This window comes from Sphingomonas sp. AOB5 (genome assembly GCF_029433115.1).
GTDB lineage: Bacteria > Pseudomonadota > Alphaproteobacteria > Sphingomonadales > Sphingomonadaceae > Sphingomonas.
Genome location: NZ_JARNTV010000009.1, coordinates 1 through 19,081, shown reverse-complemented (window position 1 = coordinate 19,081; position 19,081 = coordinate 1). Strand labels below are relative to the sequence as shown.

14 protein-coding genes are annotated in these 19,081 nt (G+C 65.9%); 6 read left to right on the top strand and 8 right to left on the bottom strand.

What is annotated here, in order from left to right; all coding sequences use genetic code 11:
• Positions 1-78: 78 nt before the first annotated feature.
• From P1X14_RS06070 to P1X14_RS06055, 4 genes are all read right to left on the bottom strand, one after another.
• Entirely contained in the window at positions 79-795 is a 717-nt protein-coding gene (locus P1X14_RS06070) for a TetR/AcrR family transcriptional regulator (protein WP_277314424.1), read from the bottom strand.
• A gap of 32 nt (positions 796-827) precedes the next feature.
• A complete protein-coding gene (locus P1X14_RS06065; RefSeq protein WP_277314423.1) occupies positions 828-2,483 on the bottom strand; it encodes a carboxylesterase family protein in 1,656 nt (551 codons plus the stop codon).
• Positions 2,484-2,500: 17 nt separating this feature from the next.
• Complete coding sequence (locus P1X14_RS06060) at positions 2,501-4,768, bottom strand: TonB-dependent receptor (protein WP_277314422.1); 2,268 nt, start codon at positions 4,766-4,768, stop codon at positions 2,501-2,503.
• A 214-nt stretch (positions 4,769-4,982) separates the two neighbouring features.
• Positions 4,983-5,645 carry a TetR/AcrR family transcriptional regulator gene (locus P1X14_RS06055; RefSeq protein ID WP_277314421.1) on the bottom strand — a complete coding sequence of 221 codons (663 nt, stop codon included), beginning with the start codon at positions 5,643-5,645 and terminating at the stop codon, positions 4,983-4,985.
• 105 nt (positions 5,646-5,750) lie between these two features.
• On the opposite strand from P1X14_RS06055, the gene P1X14_RS06050 reads away from it, so the two are divergent.
• The 4 genes from P1X14_RS06050 to P1X14_RS06035 all read left to right on the top strand — a co-directional run bounded on the left by P1X14_RS06050 (position 5,751) and on the right by P1X14_RS06035 (position 12,012).
• Positions 5,751-7,973, top strand: coding sequence for a TonB-dependent receptor (locus P1X14_RS06050; RefSeq protein WP_277314420.1), 2,223 nt, complete (start codon positions 5,751-5,753; stop codon positions 7,971-7,973).
• Between the two features lie 11 nt (positions 7,974-7,984).
• Positions 7,985-8,956 carry a PHB depolymerase family esterase gene (locus P1X14_RS06045; protein WP_277314419.1) on the top strand — a complete coding sequence of 324 codons (972 nt, stop codon included), beginning with the start codon at positions 7,985-7,987 and terminating at the stop codon, positions 8,954-8,956.
• Between the two features lie 70 nt (positions 8,957-9,026).
• On the top strand, positions 9,027-10,613 hold the full coding sequence (locus tag P1X14_RS06040) for a long-chain-fatty-acid--CoA ligase (protein ID WP_277314418.1): 1,587 nt from the start codon (positions 9,027-9,029) through the stop codon (positions 10,611-10,613).
• 37 nt (positions 10,614-10,650) lie between these two features.
• Entirely contained in the window at positions 10,651-12,012 is a 1,362-nt protein-coding gene (locus tag P1X14_RS06035) for a DUF1254 domain-containing protein (protein WP_277314417.1), read from the top strand.
• 188 nt (positions 12,013-12,200) lie between these two features.
• Here P1X14_RS06035 and P1X14_RS06030 read toward each other — a convergent pair whose 3' ends face one another.
• Genes P1X14_RS06030 through P1X14_RS06020 form a run of 3 tightly spaced genes read right to left on the bottom strand, consistent with a single transcriptional unit; the run spans position 12,201 to position 15,422 of the window.
• Positions 12,201-13,382 (bottom strand): serine hydrolase, encoded by a 1,182-nt coding sequence (locus P1X14_RS06030; RefSeq protein ID WP_277314416.1) that lies wholly within the window; start codon positions 13,380-13,382, stop codon positions 12,201-12,203.
• Between the two features lie 22 nt (positions 13,383-13,404).
• Positions 13,405-14,118, bottom strand: a complete 714-nt coding sequence (locus P1X14_RS06025; RefSeq protein WP_277314415.1) for a GntR family transcriptional regulator — start codon at positions 14,116-14,118, stop codon at positions 13,405-13,407.
• Complete coding sequence (locus P1X14_RS06020) at positions 14,115-15,422, bottom strand: serine hydrolase domain-containing protein (RefSeq protein WP_277314414.1); 1,308 nt, start codon at positions 15,420-15,422, stop codon at positions 14,115-14,117. The genes P1X14_RS06025 and P1X14_RS06020 overlap by 4 nt, the downstream gene beginning before the upstream one ends.
• Positions 15,423-15,588: 166 nt before the next feature.
• Between P1X14_RS06020 and P1X14_RS06015 the strand changes: the two genes are divergently transcribed.
• Complete coding sequence (locus P1X14_RS06015) at positions 15,589-17,916, top strand: TonB-dependent receptor (protein ID WP_277314413.1); 2,328 nt, start codon at positions 15,589-15,591, stop codon at positions 17,914-17,916.
• Positions 17,917-18,000: 84 nt separating this feature from the next.
• Positions 18,001-18,756 (top strand): type VI secretion system protein TssA, encoded by a 756-nt coding sequence (gene tssA, locus P1X14_RS06010; protein ID WP_277314412.1) that lies wholly within the window; start codon positions 18,001-18,003, stop codon positions 18,754-18,756.
• Here tssA and P1X14_RS06005 read toward each other — a convergent pair.
• Positions 18,753-18,992, bottom strand: coding sequence for a hypothetical protein (locus P1X14_RS06005; RefSeq protein WP_277314411.1), 240 nt, complete (start codon positions 18,990-18,992; stop codon positions 18,753-18,755). The genes tssA and P1X14_RS06005 overlap by 4 nt on opposite strands.
• Positions 18,993-19,081: the final 89 nt, after the last annotated feature.

Here is a 19,081-nt window from a genome sequence, read left to right as displayed (position 1 = left end):
GTCATCCACTCTCGAACATTGGGCGCCGGACATCGCCCGCGCTGACGCACGGCGATGCCACCGCCAGTTTGCGGTTTGCTATTTTCCTGCCGCCTCCGGCTGGCAGATCGCCTTGAAACCGGCGGCCATGAAGGTCGCCATATGCTTGCGGATCGATGCGAAATCGTCGGACGAACACAGGCCGTGCGACAGCTCGTCGAGCCGGCCGGTGCGCGCCATATTGTGGGTCATCGCCCCCGACAGGAAATGATAGCCCCAGAAGATCGTCGCCTCGTCGCAATCGGGCATCGCCTTTTTGAGCAGCTCGATCAGCGCCAGCACGACCGGGTTGTAATATTTGGTCATCTTCTCGGCGCCCCAGCCCGCGGCGCTGTTGGCCTGCGCGCTGATCTTGCCGATCGCCGCCCAATATTCCTGATCCTCCAGATGGACGTTCAGATCGGGATCGATCCAGGCATGCAGCGCACCTTCGACGGTGATGTCGTCGCCCGCCCGCTCGGCATAGAGGCGCATCGCCTCCAGCCGGTTGTGCGCCGAAGCCGGTGCCTTGCGCGCCCAGATCGCCTCGTAGATGCTTTCTTTCCCGCTGAAATGATAATGGATCAGCGTGGAGCTGACCCCAACGCGGTTCGCCACATCCTTCAGCGTGACGCCGTGATAGCCGAACTCGGCGAACAGCTGCTCGGCGGCATCGAGGATGCGTTCGATCGATGCCTCGCGAACGCGGGCCTTGTGGTTACGGGCGCGGGTACGCGGTGCGGGCGCGTCCTTCGGGCTGGCTTTGTCGCTGCTCATCGCCCGAAGCGTGCCGGTCTGTAGCAAGTGCGTCAACGCCGTGCCCCCTGTTCGCCGGAGGCCGCCGGATAGGCGGAGAAGCCGATATCGTATCGCCAGCCGCGACCCTGCGACCAGCGCCCCGCAACCAGCCCGTCTGCCCAGCGGAATGCCGCGGCATGGAGGTCGCGCGACGCCAAAGGTCGCTCCGCAATGTCGAGATAGGCGCGGCTGTCCAGCGTGTAGCGCGGCCAATCCGCTTCACCCGGTGCCTTGGGCGCCTCGCCGCGCACAAAGGAAATCCAGTAGCGCATCATCGCCTGCGACAGCGCCGATTCTCCGGGGCTGTTCGGCGGCTTGGGCCAGTTGGGGCCAAGCGCGGCACCGGGGCCGACCTGCCCGAAGATATAGGGGATCTCGCTGGCATGGAACGCGGCCAGCCCGCGCTCGCGCTGCGCCGGGGTGCTGTGCCTGAAATAATAGAGATAGGATGGCTGGCCGGCCATCGCCTGTTGCAGCACCAGATATTGCGCGGCCCAGCCGTAAAGTCCGTCGCGGATCGAATCCATCGAGTCCGCCTTGGGATCGGCACCCGGATAAATGGCGAGAAACGCATCCGCCTGATCGCCGAACCGGCTGCGGACATCGGCCTGATACGCCGCCTGGGTCGCAGGCGCCTTGGGTGCGAGGAACATCAGCGAGCGGATCTCGCCCTCATTGTATCCCGCCAGCACCGGTACCTTTGCCTGCCCGCCGCGCGCGAAGACAGCCGCGAGCTGGTTTTCCAGCAGCACCCCGTCGATCACCGGTTCGGGCGCCCAGCCGGTCGCATAGGCGGCGCCAAGCAGCGCCGCCGGATCGGCCCAGCGGAGTGCCTTGGCGTCGGTCGCACCGACGGCCTTCACCAACGCCGCACCGGCACTCTCAGCCGAAGGCAGCCCGAGCGCCTCACGGTTCAGTGCGCGATAGGAGGGCATATAGCCGCTCTGCGCGATCGCGCCGGAGAACAGGCCCCTGGCCTTCGGGCTGGCGAGCAATGCGATGACGCTGAGCGCGCCCGCGGATTCACCCGCAATGGTCACTCGCGCCGGATCGCCCCCGAACGCGGCGATATTGTTCTGGACCCAGCGCAACGCCGCGATCTGATCGAGCAGACCGTAATTGCCCGAGATCCTGTCCGCGGATTCCGCGCTCAGTGCCGGGTGTGCCAGATAGCCGAGCACACCGAGCCGGTAGTTGATCGAAACGATGATCGCGCCCTGCCGTGCCAGTCCGGTGCCGTCATAGAGCGGTTCCGAACTGCTCCCGCCCGCCAGGGCGCCGCCATGGATCCACACCATCACCGGCAGCTTCTTCGCGCCAGCCGGAGCCCAGACGTTGAGCGTCAGGCAATCCTCGCTCTGCAGGGCCATGCCGCCCGCATAGAGTCCGGTCGGCGATTGCGGCGGCTGCAGGCAGGCACGGCCATAGGACTGGGCGTTGCGCACGCCCTTCCAGGACTCTGGCGCCGCCGGTGGGCGGAAGCGAAGATCGCCGACCGGCGGTCGCGCATAGGGTATGCCCTTATACGCGGTGACGCCGGACCCAGCGACGCCCCGCAGCGCTCCCTGCTGGATCCGGACGTCCTGCCCCGCCGCCGGGGCGGCGAGCAGGGACAGGCCGGCGAACGCCGCCCATCCCCACCCGCGCGCCCGGCTTCCCGGCCGCACGGTCGAGAGTGCCGCAATCACCACAGATTGTAGCCGATGCGGATGCCGAAGGTGCGCGGCCGCAGGATCGCGTAGCGGCTGTACACGAACGCTTCGGGATGGATGTAGGTGGTGGCCCGGCTGTTGCCGAGATTCTCCACATACAGCGTCACGGTCAGGTCCTTGACCGTCACTCCGGTCTGCAGGTTGATATAGGTGTAATTGTCGGTGTGATCGTACAGCGGGCTGCGCGTGCCCAGCGTTCCCGGCGTGTTGGGGAACATGTTCGGGAACGAACCGACATGCTGGATCTGGAAGCTGCTGAAGCCGCGCACATCGCCGCCCAGCCCGTAATTATAGGTGCCGTAGAACGACCCCTGTACTTCGGGCGAAGACAGGCGACCACCATTCACCGCACCGGAGATCTGCGCCTCCTGCGCAGAGAGCTTGGTCACCTTCGCACTGTTGAGCGAGCCATTTAGACCGAAGGTCAACCCGGGCACCGGCGTGAAGGTGATCTCGGCCTCGAGACCCTGGCTGCGGGCGCCACCGATATTGGTGGCGAACTGCACCGAGTCCGACACGCGGTTGGCCTGCACCTGGATGTTCTGCCAATCGATATAATAGGCAGCCATCGCCATGGTCAGCCGGCCGTCGAGGAAACGTCCCTTCAGGCCGACTTCATAGTTGATCAGGTTATCCGAACCCGCACCCTGCGGGATCACCAGATCGGCGGGATTGACCAGGCTCACGCTGCCCGCGCGGGCATTGTAGACCGGCGTGCGGTACCCGGTCGAAACCGTACCGTACATGGTCAGGCTGCGCGTCGGCCGGTAGGTGACGCTCGCCTTCCACGACGCGCGCTCGGCGGAAGGGTAGTTGTAGGTCGCGGCCGGAACCGGCGTGATCGCCAGCGGGCCGGCAATGCCGAACAGCGCATAGGTGAAATAGGCGGTGTTGATGCCCGCATAGGTATCCACCTTCGCGCCGTACTTGCCATAGCGGATGCCGCCGCTGACCGAGAACTGCGGCGTAAAGTTGTAGGTCAGCTCGCCGAAACCGGCGAGTTCGTAGTTGCGGGTGCGGTTGCCGAAGGTCTGGAAGACCGAGTCGGTCAGCCCGGTGATACCGCGCGCCGACAGGAAGGCCGGGGTCGACTGATAGCGGCCGACCAGATCGAGATCGCGGTGCAGATAGAAGCCGCCGATCACCCATTCGAACCCGGTCCCGCGCGAGGCCGAGACCAGCCGCGTTTCCTGCACAAAGGTCTTGGTCTGGTAATCGTCGTCCATCAGGAACGGGATCGCCAGATTGAACGTGCCGCCCAGATCGACGTCGAAATCGCCTTCGTTCACCGAGTAGGTCGTCGAGCTGGTCAGGCGCGCCCAGTCGAAATCATATTCCAGCGTGCCGTTATAGACCTGCGTCTTCGACGTGTAGCGGTCCGGACGGACGCTCGAACGCTTGCGATCGCCCAGCGCGGGGCTGGTCAGCGAGGCGTCCTCGGGTCCGCTGTCTTCATAGGCTGCCATCAGCCGGACGCTGAACCGGTCGGTCGGCTTGAACAGCAGGACGGCGCGGCCGCCATAGCCCTTCAGCGTATTGGCGTTCTTCACGCCGGTGCCGACATTGTCGATATAGCCTTCTTCGTGCCGGTAATAACCGACCGCACGCAGCGCGAGCGTGTCGCTGACCAGCGGCACATTGACCATGCCGTTGTAGCGCTGGCGGATGCTGCCGCCATCGGGCGTCCAGCCCAGATCAACGAGACCCGACGCGTCGAAATCCTTGAGGTTCGGGCTGCGCGTCAGGATGCGCATCGCGCCCGACAGCGAACCCGATCCGAACAGGGTGCCCTGCGGCCCGCGCAGGAACTCCACGCGCTCGACATCGTACAGGTTGGAATCGAGCGTGATCGAATTGCCGATCGTGGTGAGCGGCAGTTCGTCGAGATAGACCGTCGTGGTCGTCTGCAGGCCCGCACCCCAGCCATTGGTGGAGATGCCGCGGGTGGTGAACCGCGCATTGTTGTCGCTGGCCTTGTTCAGCGCGACGCCCGGCGTCTCGCGGGCAATCCCTTCAAAGCCGACAATGCCCTTCTGCGTCAGTTCCTGCTGCGAAAAGGCAGTGACGCTGAGCGGCACGTCCTGCAGGCGCTGGCTGCGAAGCGTGGCGGTGACGACGATCTCGTCCTCGCTCGCTGCTTCACTCTGCGCCGCCGGATCCTGAGCCGGACCGGTCTGCGCGACCGCAGGCACCGCGGCGATCAGCGCGATGAGCGACGATGTATAAGCTAGGCGTTTCATATCCCCTCCTTGTCGCCGCCGCGCCTGCATGACGCTGTTCTGCGATCGTCGCGAACATGGCACCGCCTGTCCGCTGGAGTCAATACTGACTTATGTGTCAGTCAATATTGACCTTGAAGGGACATGAGAATGCAGGGCGCGCAACGGCACAGGCGCGCACCTTGCGGTGGGCAACCGACTCCGATTTCTTCGATTGGTGTGAGGCCGCCCGACCCTAGGGATCGAGGCCGCGCCAGTGATAGACGATCGAGCGGACCGACTTGGTGATCCACTCGACGAACTGATCGTCACGCGCAGCATCGCCCTGCTCGATCCAGCGGACATAGGAATCGAGCATGAAGGCGGTGACCGCCTCGGCCATGATCATCGCCGGCCCCGGCGCGCTCGGCTCCGGGCCGAGGATCTCGGTCTCGCGTTCGATCACCGCCTCGACCAGCGCTGCGGTCAGCCGTTCGAGATGCACGCCGAAGATCGGATCGTGCGCGGCATGGCGGACCAGCAGCTTCATCGCCGCCGCATGCGCCCGCGCGACGGGCAAGGTGCGGCGGATCCGGTCGGTCCACCATGCCGCTTCCTCGCGATCGGCCTCGAGAATCGCCTCGACGACTTCCTCGAGCACCGCGTCGACCAGACCGTCCTTCGACTTGAAGTAACGGTAGAGGATCACCTTCGACACGCCGGCCTGGGTCGCGACCTGATCCATCGTCGCCTGCCGCAAGCCGCGCTGCTCGAGCACATCGGCCGCCGCGCGCAGCAATTGCACGCGCCGCTTCACCCGGTGCGCATCGATCATTTCCGAATAGGTCTGTGCCATCGCGCGACGCTCGCCGACTCCGGCCGGTTTGGCAATTGCGGCGTGCTCCGGGTCGGCGGTCATCGCGAGAATCCGATCCTGTTTACTCATTGGTGACATCATGTTACTCACGAGTGACATAGAGAGTCGAGGCGCCTGTTCGCGCACTCGGCGGGGGAGGAGTGAGAGATGGCCAAGCATATGATTTCCCGTAACATTCAGGCCCTTCGCGCCGGTGTCGCGCTTTCGTCGCTGGTGCTCGCCTGTGCGGCTGCCGCGCCGGCGCTGGCCCAGGACGCGCAACCGCAGGACACCGAAACGGCCGAAGCGCCGCGCGGCGAGGAGATCGTGGTTCAGGCACGGCGCCGCGACGAGTCGATCGAGGATGTGCCCGCATCGGTCAGCGTGCTCACCAGCGACGATCTGGAGCGGCTGAACGTCAAGGACGTGGCCGACTATACCCGCCAGACCCCCGGCGCGATCCTGATCGGATCGGGTCCGCAATATCTCGACGACATCGCGCTGCGCGGCCAAGGCGGCGGGCGGCTGGGCTTCTCCGAATCGACCACCGGCATCTACCGCGACGGCATCTATGTCGCGGGCGGCGGGTTCGGCGGCCGCAGCTATAGCGACATCGATTTCTACGACGTCCAGCGCGTCGAAGTATATCGTGGTCCGCAGGGCGCGCTCTACGGACGCAGCGCGGTGGGCGGCGCGGTCAATGTGATCAGCCGCAAACCGGTGATGGATACCGAGATCCGCGGCAAGGCCGGCTATGACTCGGTCGAACGGATCGAAGGATCGGCGACGCTCAACCTGCCCATCGCGAACACCGTCGCGCTGCGCATCGGCGGCTATTACAACGACCAGAACAAGGGCTTCCACCTCGATCAGGTCACCGGCCGCTATGTCGATGTCGAGAAGAGCTGGGGTGTGCGCGGCACGATCGGGCTGGGCATCGGCACCGCCAGCACGGCCAACCTGACGCTCGAATATTCGGACTCCAGCGCACCGGGCTTCACCTCGATCGGGCAGAATGCGCTGCTCGATCCCGATCCGTTCGTTCGCACCGGCCTCGACACGACCGATCGGGTGAAGATCACCCAGACCCAGATGCTGTTCGACTTCCGTCACGATTTCGGCAGCTCCGAACTGGTCGTGCTCGCCAATTACAAGGGCCGCGACGGCGACCGGATCGGCGCGGATTTCGATCACTATTCGGGTATCCGCAATGCCAATATCCAGCTGATCGACGATCAGGGCGAGCGGTTCGAACGCTATGGCGCCGAAGTGCATTGGGGATCGACCGGCACCGGCCCCTTAAGCTGGCTGATCGGCACCGATTTCCAGACCTACACCACCAACATCTATTCGAACCGGCACGGCACGGTGATCGGCCCGGCCGCGACCACCACCACGGTGCGCCGTCAGCTGCGGCTCGACAATGCGCGCGAGGATCTCTTCTCCTACTCGGCGTTCGGCCTGCTCGGCTATGCGATCACCGACCGGCTGAACGTGACCGCCGAAGCGCGCTTTCAGGTCGATTCGAAGAAGTTCCGCTTCCAGCGCTTCGATCTCGACGCGACCACCAACGATGCCATCGCACTCAGCCTGTTCGACCGCGAGTGGAAGCGTTTCCTGCCGACCGTCTCGATCGATTATGACGTGAGCGACGAAGTGACGCTTTATGGCCGCGTCGCCACCGGCTATCGTCCCGGCGGCTTCAATCAGACCCCGGCACCCGGCTTCTTCGATCGTGTGCCCTATGATCCGGAGGACATCACCCAGGGCGAACTCGGCGTGAAGACCGTGTTCCGCACACGCGGCGGCACGGTGCTGCGTACCCAGCTCGCGGCCTTTTACGGCGAGACCCGCAACGTCCAGCAGACGACCACGCTGACCACCACCAATCCGGCGTTCACGCTGGAGAATGTCGGCGGCAACCGGCTCTATGGCGGCGAGCTCGAAATCGCCGCGCTCGTGCCGGTCGGCGACGGCAAATTCACCCTCTCGGCCAGCGCATCGACTTCGCACGGCACGTGGAAGGATGGCGCGTCGATCCTGTTCCAGGGCGCGACGCTCGATCTCAGCGGCAAGGATGTGCCGCGCACCCGCGACTATATGATCACGCTCAACGGCGGCTTCACCCAGCCGCTCGGTGGCGGGCTGAGCGGCCTGCTCACCGTCAGCTTCCAGACCGCGGGCGGCGGGTTCGACGATGCCTCGCTCACGCGCGCCAGCGAATCCTTCGCGGTGCTCGATGCGTCGGCGGGCATTCAGGGCCGGAACTGGCGCCTGCTCGGCTTCGTCAAGAACGCCACCAACGAGATCTACCGCGTCGTGACCGTCGCCGGGAACAATTACTACAACACGCCGCGCACCTGGGGAGGCAGCCTCTCGTTCAACTGGTGAGGACATCGATCATGAAGAAGCACCCACTCTCCGCAGCCGCGATGCTCGCTGCGCTCGCCGCGGGCCTGTTCGCCGCAGCCGAAGCCGATGCGCAGGCATCCAAGCGCCTGCGCGCCTTGCGGGCGCAGCGTGCCGAACCGGCCCAGCCGGCCGGCACGACCGCGCACAAGATCAAAGTGGCAGGCACCGAACGCAACTATCTGTTGCTCGACGCGGGCGGCGGCAAGCCGGCGCCATTGTTGATCGTGCTGCACGGCGGCGGCGGCAATGCCGGATCGATGGTCGGGCGATGGGAAGCCAAGGCACGGCAGGCGGGGCTGGTCGTCGCCTTCCCCAATGGCAGCGGCCGCAACGAGCGCATGGGGACGTGGAACGCGGTCGGCTGTTGCGGCTTCGCGATGACCGACGACAGCAAAGACGTAGCGTTCATCACCGCCCTGATCGACGAGGTGCAGCGCACGCACCGCATCGATCCGCGCCGCATCTATGTCGCCGGCATGTCCAATGGCGGCATGATGACCCACCGCATCGCCATCGCCCTCGGCGACCGGCTGGCCGGTGCGGGCATCGTCGCCGGGGCGATGTTCGGCGGCGAGACCCAGCCGCGTGGGCCGGTGCCGATCATGATCATCCATGGCGTGAAGGATTCGGTGGTGCCCTATGCGGGTGGCCCGAGCACGCTCGACTTCGTCGCCAAGGCACAGAGCAAGCCGTTCGAGCCGGTGCGCTACGCGGTCGATTTCTGGGTCCACGCCAATGGCTGCACCGCCACGCCCGCGACCCGCACCGCCGGAGACGCGACGATCGAAAGCTTCACCGGATGCAAGGCGGGCGCGGACGTGACGGTCTACAGCCTCGCTTCGGCCAACCACACCTGGCCCGGCGCGACCGGCGAGTCCCCGATGCTCGAGCGGTATCGCTACGACCAGCTCAACGCGACCGATGTGCTGTGGGACTTCTTCAGCAAGCACGTCCGCAAGTGATCCCGCGCCGACCCATTCCCACCGCCTGCCGGGGCGACCGCGTCGTCCCGGCATTTTTCAGGACAGTCTCTTGAACCCGGTCCTTTCGCTGTTCGGCTATCGCAACGGTGACAAAAATGCTGCGGTGGCAACCGTAGACGCCCTGCTCGTCCGGATGGCGGCGGCGCATCCCGATGTACTGGCGGTCGGCCCGCTGGCCGATGCGATCACCTTCCGCGAGTTCGACCGCCGCGTTACCCAGGTCGCCAACGGCCTCGCCGCGGAAGGCACGCGGCAGGATCGCGTCGCGATCATCGGCCGCAACTCCGCCGAGCAGGTCGAACTGCTGTTCGGCTGCCTGCGCGCAGGACAGATCGCGCTCACCGTCAACTGGCGCCTGACCGCACCCGAGATGGCGTACATCCTCGAGCATTCCGGCGCGGGCCGCGTGTTCGTGGATGCCGAGTTCCGCCCGACCGTCGAGCGTGCGCTGGCCGGGCGCGCGCTGTCGATCCAGGATATCGATGGCGCGCAGGCCGCCGATTATGCCCGCTGGCGGCAACGGCAGAGCGAGCGTCCGCACCCGCATATGGGCAAGGCGGACGACGTCATCCTGCAGATGTACACCAGCGGCACCACCGGCCTGCCCAAAGGCGTGCAGCTGACCAACGCCAATGTCGTCGCGTCACTCGAAATCTTCAGCCGCCCGCCGCTCGATCTGGGCGTGGGCGACGTGATCTACGCGCCCGCGCCGATGTTCCACATCACCGGCATCGGGCCGGTCCTGCGCTGCGTCGAATCCGGCGCGCGGCTGGTGCTTGCCGGGCAGTTCGATCCGGGCGCCGCGGTCGAGCTGATGGCGCGCGAGGGCGTGCGCTACACCACGCTGGCCCCCACAATGATCCAGGCCTGTCTCGCCAGCCCCGCGATGCAGGATGCCGATCTCAGCCGGCTCGGCATCATCGTCTATGGCGGCGCGCCCATCGCCGAGACGGTGCTGCGCGAGGCACAGGTGCGGATCGGCTGCGACTTCGCCCAATGCTATGGCCTGACCGAGACGACCGGACCGATCACCCTGCTCAGCCCCGAGGATCATGCGCCGGGGCGTGGCAAGCTGGCATCATGCGGCAAGGCGGTGGACGGCGTCGAACTGCGCATCGTCGATGCCGAAGGCCGGCCGCTGCCCGCAGGCGAAACCGGCGAGATCCTGGTCGGCGGACCGCTGATCATGAAAGGCTATGCTTCCGATCCCATCGCGACCGCGGAGATGATCCGCGATGGCTGGCTGCATTCGGGCGACGCCGGCTATCTCGACGAGGAAGGCTATCTGTTCATCCGCGACCGGGTGAAGGACATGATCGTCTCGGGCGGCGAGAATATCTATCCGCTGGAAGTCGAGCATGCGCTCCAGTCGCACGATACGGTATCGGAAGTCGCCGTCATCGGCGTGCCCGATCCGCGTTGGGGCGAAGCCGTGCTGGCGCTGGTCGTCGCGAAGCCGGGCACCGCGCCTGACGCCGACGCCATCATCGTCCACTGCCGCGAACGGATCGCAGGCTATAAATGCCCCAAGGAAGTGCGCTTCATCGACACGATGCCGCGCAATGCTGCAGGCAAGATCCTGCGGCGAGAACTGCGCAAGCCGTTCTGGGAAGGTGTCGACCGGCTGGTCGGCTGATCGGCGCAAACAACGAGAAGAAGTCAGGAGAAGAGCGATGATCGAAGGCATCACCGGCACCCGGCGGCACTTCATGACAGGGCTTGCCGCGCTGCCGTTGGCCGGCGCGTTCGCAGGGTCCGACGCGATGGCCTTTGGAAAGGATGACAGCGCGGCCCTGCGCGCCGCCTTCTACTACGCCTTCCCGCTCTACGAATTCGCACGGACCGAACAGGCGCTCGGCCGCTCGCTGGGTAACCCCGGCGTGCTCAATACCGTTACCCGCCGCGCGCAGCTTTCCGACGAGAAATCGCGCAACGTCACCGCGCCGAACAACGACACGATCTATGCCTCATCCTTCCTCGAACTCTCCGGCGGTCCGGTCGAGATCGAGGTGCCGAACATCCCGTCGCGCTATTTCTCGGTCGCGTTCATGGACGCCTTCACCGACAATTTCGCTTATATCGGCACCCGCGCGACCGGCGGCAAAGGCGGCCGCTTCTGGCTGGCCGGGCCGCAATGGCGCGGACGCGTTCCGGCGGGCGTAAAGCTGCTGCGTTCCTCGACCAACGATGTCTGGATGCTCGCGCGCATCCTCGTCGAAGGTCCGGACGACCTGCCCGCCGCGACGGCGCTGCTCGAACAGATTCAGGTGCGCGTGCCCGGCGCGGCCCGCACGGCGCGGGGCTATACCGCTGCCGCGACGACCGGCGTGCCTGATGCGGGCAATTTCCTCGCGGTCGTGCGCGAAGTGCTGAACCGCTCGCCCGGCGGCCGCGGCGAAACCGCGCGGGCGACGCGCTTCCGTTCGCTCGGCATCGGCCTCGACAATCCTTCGTCCGAACTGCTCGCACGCTGGAACGCCTATTTGCCCGCCGCATATCAGGACCTGCGCGAAGGCTTTCTCTTCCGCGATCTGGTGGCGGGCGGCTGGACCTATCAGCCGCGCGGCGTCGGCGAGTTCGGCCGCAACGACCGGCTGCGCTCGCTCATCGCACTCGGCGGCATCGCTGCGCTGGGCGAGAAGGAAGCGATGTATTTCCACGCCAATTTCGATGGCGCCGGCGAGCGGCTGTCGGGCGCCCATGCCTATCGCTGGCGCGTGCCGCCCGGCGGCGTGCCCGCCAAGGCGTTCTGGTCGCTGACCATGTACGATCCCCAGCCGGACGGTCGCTATTTCCTGGTCGAGAATCCGATCCGGCGCTTCTCGATCGGGGATCGCACCCCGGGTCTGGTCCGCGAGCCAGACGGCAGCCTGGTCATCCTGATCCAGCACGAACGCCCCACCGGTCCGATGGCCGCGAACTGGCTGCCCGCGCCTGCCGGGCCGATGCGGCTCGCGCTGCGCGCCTATCTGCCCGAAACCGCGCTGCTCGAACGCAAGTGGCGCGTGCCTGCGCTGGAGCGGGTCACCCCGTGAAATGCTCCTCGCACTGATCCTCGGCACGCTGGCGGGGCGCTTCGGCGCCCGCTGGTTCGGCCACCGGCCGGTTCGTCCGCTCGACCGCCGCCGCAAGGATCCGCTCCGCACCAAATGACTTCCTCCGAACGTAGACCGGCGGCGAAGTGGAATGCACCTCGCCGCCGGCCGCCGGGGGGTCTGTCCGGTCAGAGCAGCAGCGCAGCCACCATCAGCGGCTGAAGCACCTGCTCGAGTTCGATGCCCTTTTCCGCGCCGCTCGAATGGTCCTCGGTCGCGATCACGGCCCAATAGCCGTTCTTGCGATCGATCCAGGGCGTGAAGCCCCAGGCGCCGGGCGAGGAGTTGATCTTGTCGGTCGCGCACTGCGTCGCATAATTGGCGCCGCCGGTGCCGTACTCACACTCGACCCACGAACCCTGCGCATATTCCCACTGGCTGCCATTGTTGGCGAGCACCGCGGCCGGCACTTCACCCTTGGTCGCGGTCAGCGTGCGCGGCGCGAAGAAATTGTCGAGATTGGTGACCAGCTGACCGTTGAACAGCGCCCGCATGATCACCGCATAATCGTTCGCGGTGCTCTCGCCACCGGCCGCCGCCCAGGGATTGGCCGCGCTCTGCAGTGCATAGCTGGTATCTGTCAGGCCCAGCGGCGTGGTGACATAGCGCGCGAAGATCGCCCCGAAATCCCCAGTGTCCGCAGCATCGAGCATGCCGGCCGCGACCTGCATGTGATGCGGGCCATAGAAATAGACGGCACCCGGCACGCTATCGATATTGCCGTTGTAGATGCGGCGGATGCACAGATCGAGCGTCGTGAACTTGTTGTAGACGCAGCTCAGCAGGTTGGTGTCCTTGGTGTTGAACCCGCTGGTGAAGGCCAGCAGCTGCTCCAGCGTGATCTTGCTGCGGTTGTCGCTCGCGCTGTTGGTCCAGTAGCCGAAATATTGCTGCGGCTTGCTGGTCGCGGTGATCTTGCCCGCCTGGATCATGCGGTAGGACAGGATGCCGGTCAGCAGCTTCGTCGCCGACGCCAGTGCCAGCTTCTGGTTATATTCGATCGCACCCTTCTTGTAGCGGCAGACCTCGCCATCGGCGTTTCCGAAGATGACTGCGACGTCCTGAAGCCGGGCCGCATCGACTGCCGATCGAATCGCGGCGCATTTGTCGACCGCGTCCTGCGGCTGGGCCGATCCCAGCGTCAGCGAAGCGCCGGCGGAAATTCCGCCCCGCGGCGCATTCGCCGAAACCTGTACCGTTCCCGGGCCTTGCGGCGGCGCGGTCATCGTTGCGTTGACCGCATAGGCGGCAAAGGCGCTGCTCGCCGTAAACAACAGGGCCGCTCCGGCCAGTTTCTTCGAAAGTCGCATCTTCCTCTCCTCTTCGTGGTGGTTATTCCCCCCGGTATTCGTTGGCCCGGACATCGGTGTCGCGCTGAACCTGCCAGCGCAGGATCCGGCGATAGGATGTCTCGGTCATCTGGCGGCCGATCCGCTCGGCGGTGTCGGCGTCGCGCATGCGGAAAGCGGCGGCCAGTTCGATCCACAGCTGGGTCGCCTCGCCCATCGCTTCTTCGGTCTGCACGCTCATCGGGATGAAGCCGGACAGCGCACCCTGCGGCACCGGCCCGACCGCATCGTCGATCCGCCGGTTGTCGGCGATGGCGATGGCGAAGTTCCCCGCCTCGATTGCGGCCCGCGCAAAGCTGTCCGGCGATGTGCCTTGCGCCTTGCCGATCGCGATCACTTGCCCCGCACGCGCGAAGAAATCGCCCAGCTGCTCGTCGCTCGCTTTCTGCACGGCGAAGCGAAACGCCAGGCCGAGCATCGCGGCTGCGATCAGGATGTTCTCGAGATTGGGCGAACCATCGAGCGCAGCCACGCGCGCCCCGATCCGCGGTTCGATCTCGACCCAGCCCTTCGCTTGCAGCAGCTTCAATGCGTCGCGCACCGGTCCGCGGCTGGTGGCGAACTGATCGGCCAGCACCTGTTCGGTGATCCGCGCACCGGGGGCGAGTTCGCCCTGGTTGATGCGGCGCACGATCTCGCCCGCGATACGCTCGGCTGTCGGCGTATCGTCGGCGGGAATGACGGTTTTGCGGTTCAAGTCAGGCTCCCATATGCAATGCGACGCAGCTCGTCGCGCAATGGGTGGATGCCGGACGGAAGCTTCTGAGTCATCAGAACCACGCTGGTGCGGGTGACCGGATCGGCCCAGAAGGTGGTGCTCGCCGCCCCGCCCCAGGCATACTCGCCGCGATGGCCGATCCTGCCCGCAGCCGCCGGATCGACGAGGACCGAGCCGCCAAGACCGAAGCCCAGCCCCGCCACTTCGCCGCCAAGCCCGAACCGTGCCGCGGCGCTCAGCGGCGCATTGCCGAGCGCGGGCGGCAGCTGGTTGGTCATCATCGCCCGGACCGACGCCGGGCTGAGCACGCGCACGCCGTCGAGCGCGCCATGGCCGAGCAGCATGCGGACGAAGCGCGTATAATCGCCGAGCGTCGAAAAGAGCCCGCTGCCTCCCATCGGAATGACGCTGCTATCGCCCCATGCCGGAATCCGCGGCGGATCGAGGCGGACCGTCCTGCCCTCGGGTCCCGCGACATACATCGCCGCCAGCCGCGCGCGCTTGGCCTGCGGCAGCGCGAAGCTGGTATCGGCCATGCCGAGCGGCTTCAGGATACGGGCGTCGAGGAAGCTCGCATAATCCTTGCCCGAAACCGCCTCGACCAGCCGCCCGGCGACTTCCAGCCCGCTGCCGTAAAGCCATTTGTCGCCCGGCTGGAACGCCAACGGAATCGTCGCAAGCACCTCGCTGTAGCGCTTGAGCGAATCGATCCCCAGCGCCGGCCGGAACTGCCCGGCGATCAGCCCCATGCGGTGATACAGGTCCGCGGTCGGCTCGAATCCCTTGTTGAAGCTCTCGCTCAGTCCCGATGTGTGCGTCAGCAAATGCCGCACCGTGATCGGTCGCCGCGCCGGTTCGGTCACCGGCCTGTCGTCATCGAAACGCACGAACACCTGCGGCTCGGCGAACTCGGGCAGGAAGTCGCGAATCGGCCGGTCGAGGCTCAACTTGCCGTCATCGACCAGCGCCATCACGCAGGCCGCGGTGACCGGCTTGGTCATCGAATAGATGCGGTAGATCGTCGCCTCGCTCAGCGGCAGCTTTGCCTCCCGATCGGCAAGGCCATGCATGACGGTGACGGTCCGCGTGCCCGGCCGCACGATCCGCACGGCAGCGCCACTGACCCAGCCATTGTCGACAATCTTCGCGAACCACGCGTTGAGCGCAGCGATCAGGGCCTTGCGATCGCCTCCCACTGCAAAGGCAGGCGCAGGCAGCATCGCAGTCAGACATGCTCCGGCAAAGGCGGCGCCGAATGCGCGCCGGCCGATCGACTCTTCCATTATGGCCCTCTCCGTGTCGTTGCGACTATTGTAAACAATATTTGTGATCGTTGACAATAGCTGTCACTGCGGAGTAACACTATGCATCGCAGGATGGCTCCGAACGAGAGACGTCCGCGACGGGAGGATGATTGAAATGATGCACCGGACCACGGGTCGCGCCCTGTTGACCGCCAGCTTTCTCGCGCTTTGCACCTCGATCTGCACGACGCAGGCCCATGCCCAGGACCGGCAGGAAGATGCCGCGCAGGACCGGAACGAGGATATCGTCGTCACCGCGCGCTTCCGTGCGGAGAGCGTGCAGGATATCGGCGGCAGCGTCTCGGCGATCGACGGCAGCGCCATCGCCCGCGAAGGTATCGACGATTTCGAGGACATCGCCCGCCGCACGCCCGGCCTGTCGACGATCGATCGCGGCCCCAGCCAGAACGATGTGAGCGTCCGCGGCATTTCCAACGGCGTCAGCCCGCGCCTGTCCGATCTGGGCGGCTCGGGTCCGCTGGTCAGCCAGTTCCTCGACGACATTCCCGTCGCCGCCGCGACCGCGAGCCAGCGCGACTTCAACTATTTCGACTTCGACCGTATCGAGGTCCTGCGCGGCCCCCAGCCGACCCTGTTCGGCGAAGGCTCGGTCGGCGGCACGATCCGCTATTTCTCACGCGATCCGCAGCTTGGCGGCGCAGCCATCTCGGACATGGTGTTCCAGTCGAGCCTGTCCTTCACCGATCAGGGCGGCGCCAACGTCTCTGCGTCGGCCGCGACATCCTTCATCCTCGTGCCCGACCGGCTCGGCATCCGCGCCGTGGTCAATTACCGCAAGGATGACGGCTTCATCGACAATCCCCGGCTCGGCATCGAGAATTTCAACGATTATCGCGCGTTCAGCGGCCGCGCCGTCCTGCTGTGGAAACCCACGGACAGCCTGTCGATCCGACTGATGGCCTTTGCCGGCCGCGACGAGTTCGGCGGCACTTATGAAGTCGATGCGCCGCCCGCCCGGATCGACGCGCTGACGCTCTCCACGCCGGTGCGCGGCAGCAACCACGACAATTTCGAACTCTATAGCGGCAGGGTCGAATATGACGCCGGCCCGGTCACGCTCACCTCGATCACCGGCCGGTATACGCGCAGCCGCAAGGACGAGTTCTACGACGCCCAATCGGCCGCGGCGTTCGGCCTCTTCACGACCCGCCTCACCGCCACCGGCCGGTCGAATGCCGACGATGAGAGCTTCACCCAGGAACTGCGCTTCGCGACCGATCTGGGCGGCCCGTTCGATCTGATCGGCGGCCTTTACTATCAGGACGCCAGCTATGTGGCGTATCTCACCACCAGCGCGCCCGAGTTCGCGCCCTTCACCACGCCGGCCGGCGGCACGACGCTGATCGGTCAGGCCGGGTCGGTCGATTCCCGGCAGATCTCGGGCTTTGTCGAAGCCACCTTCCGCGCCAGCGACCGGCTGCGCTTCATCGCCGGTATCCGCTATGTCGATGAGAAGATCACCAGCGTCTCGATCCAGTCGATTGCGGCGTTCGGCGGCGGCCCGACCGGCCTCGCCCCGCCCTTCGTGATCGCGGACGTGAACGCCACCGCGGTGGCCGCCGGCATCCCGCTGGAGGAATCGTTCCAGCTCTCCAAGTTCCTGCCCCGCGCCGCGATCGAATATGACGTCGGCGACGATGCGATGCTCTATGCCAGCGTCGCGACCGGGGTGCGCAACGGCAATCTCAATCCGTTCACGTCGGCACTGCGCGGTGCCGGCACGCCGCCGAGTCTCACCCGGTTCGCAGCCGCGCGCTCGTTCCGCGAGGATCAGGTGCTGACGTTCGAGGTGGGCGCCAAGACGCGCTGGGCGAACAATGCCGTCACCTTCAACCTGTCGGCATTTCACACCGATTTCCGCGATCCGCAGATCCTGACCGCCAATCCCTTCGTCCTGACCCTCAACGGCCCGGACCTAGAGATTTTCGGCGTCGAGCTGCAGTCGAGCTGGCGCGCGGCACGTGGCCTCAATTTCTATCTCAGCGGCACCTGGCAGGATGCGTCGTTCCAGAGCGGGGCCGCGCTCGCCAACCCCGCAACGCTGGCCGGGCTCGGCTTCACCCAGGATCTCCAGAAGGGCGCGCAACCGGTCAACACGCCGAAATGGGCGGCGGCCGCGGGCGTCGATCTGCGCCAGCCGATCGGCGACGGCATCTCGCTCACCGGCACCTTCTCGTACCAGTATATCGGCCCGCGCTTCGCCCTGTCGCAAAACTATCCGTCGAGCCGGCTGGGCGAGCAGAATTTCGTCAATCTGCGCGTGGGGCTGGAAGGCGAGCATTGGTCGCTCACCGCCTTCGTCGACAATCTCACCAACGAGATCCAGTATCAGGCGATCCAGGGCAATACGGGCACGCCGATTCTGGTCGGCGGCAAGCTCGATTTCCGCCCGACCAGCGTCTCGGTCAATCGCCCGCGCACCATCGGCATCCAGCTCGGAACCCGCTTCTGAGCCAGGATGCCGCCGGAACCAGTATGGAGCCGTAACGACAGCGCTGATACCGTGATCGCCCGACAGCCGCGGAAGAGCGATCACATGACCTTCGATCCCGTCATCGCGACCTTGCTCGAAGCCCTGCCGGGACCGGACCCGGCGGGGGAGGACGCGAGCGAGATATATGCCGCGATCCGGGACGCGCGGCGCGAGGACGACCCGTCGCTTCCGCGCGGCCCATGGGAACACGAGCTGAAGCGTGCCGACTGGAAGAGGGTCGAGGACCTGGCGGTCGCGACGCTCATCGCGCGTTCGAAGGATCTCCAGATCGCCGCCTATCTCTGCGAAGCCTGGATCCGGATCCATGGCTTTGCAGGGTTGGCGCCCGGGCTGGCGTTGGTCGAAGGATTGTGCGCCCGTTACTGGGGCCAGCTCTATCCCCGAAGCGACGTTGAACCCGGCAGTGAGTACCGCCTCAACGTGATCGCATGGCTGGACAGGCGGATACCGGTTGCCTTGTCTGCGGTGCCGGTGGTCATCGATGCCGCCGATCCCGGACGCCGCTACAGCTGGTCGGACTATAAGGCCGCACAGGCATATGAACGGTTGCGCGAGGCGGATCCCCAAATGCCACTGGATCGCCCGAGCCTCGCGATGATCCGCGACTGTGCCGCACATACCGACGTGGCGCTGCTGGATGCAGTCGCCAGCGAAATGGATCGTGCGGCCGCGATTCTCGCCAGTCTCGGCGCGACGCTGGACCGGCTATGCGGTCCGGAAAGCCCGAGCCTCGCCAATCTGGACGAGGCCATTACCGGTATCGGCCACTTCGTTTCCGCTGCCCGCGCGGGAGGCTAGTCCTCGCCCCCGAACAGCTCGGCGAGCAGGGTGAGGCCGCCCGCCAGAATCGCGCCATGGATCAGGATCACCATCAGCGCGGCACCGGCGCGCCACGGCATCGCGACATGCGGGATCTTCAGCGGGATCAGGATCGCGGCCGGCGGCAGCAGCACAAGTGCGATGAAATACGCCTTCCAGGTGTAGCCGTATTTCTGGATGATGCTCTGCCGCGGTTCGCGTGGGGCCTCAGGCATCGGCCGTCTCCGCCACCAACCAGGTTTGTCCCTTGGCGACGAGCTTTTGGAGGTCGGGCGTCTTGCCGTCGCTTGCGGCCTTGTTCTGC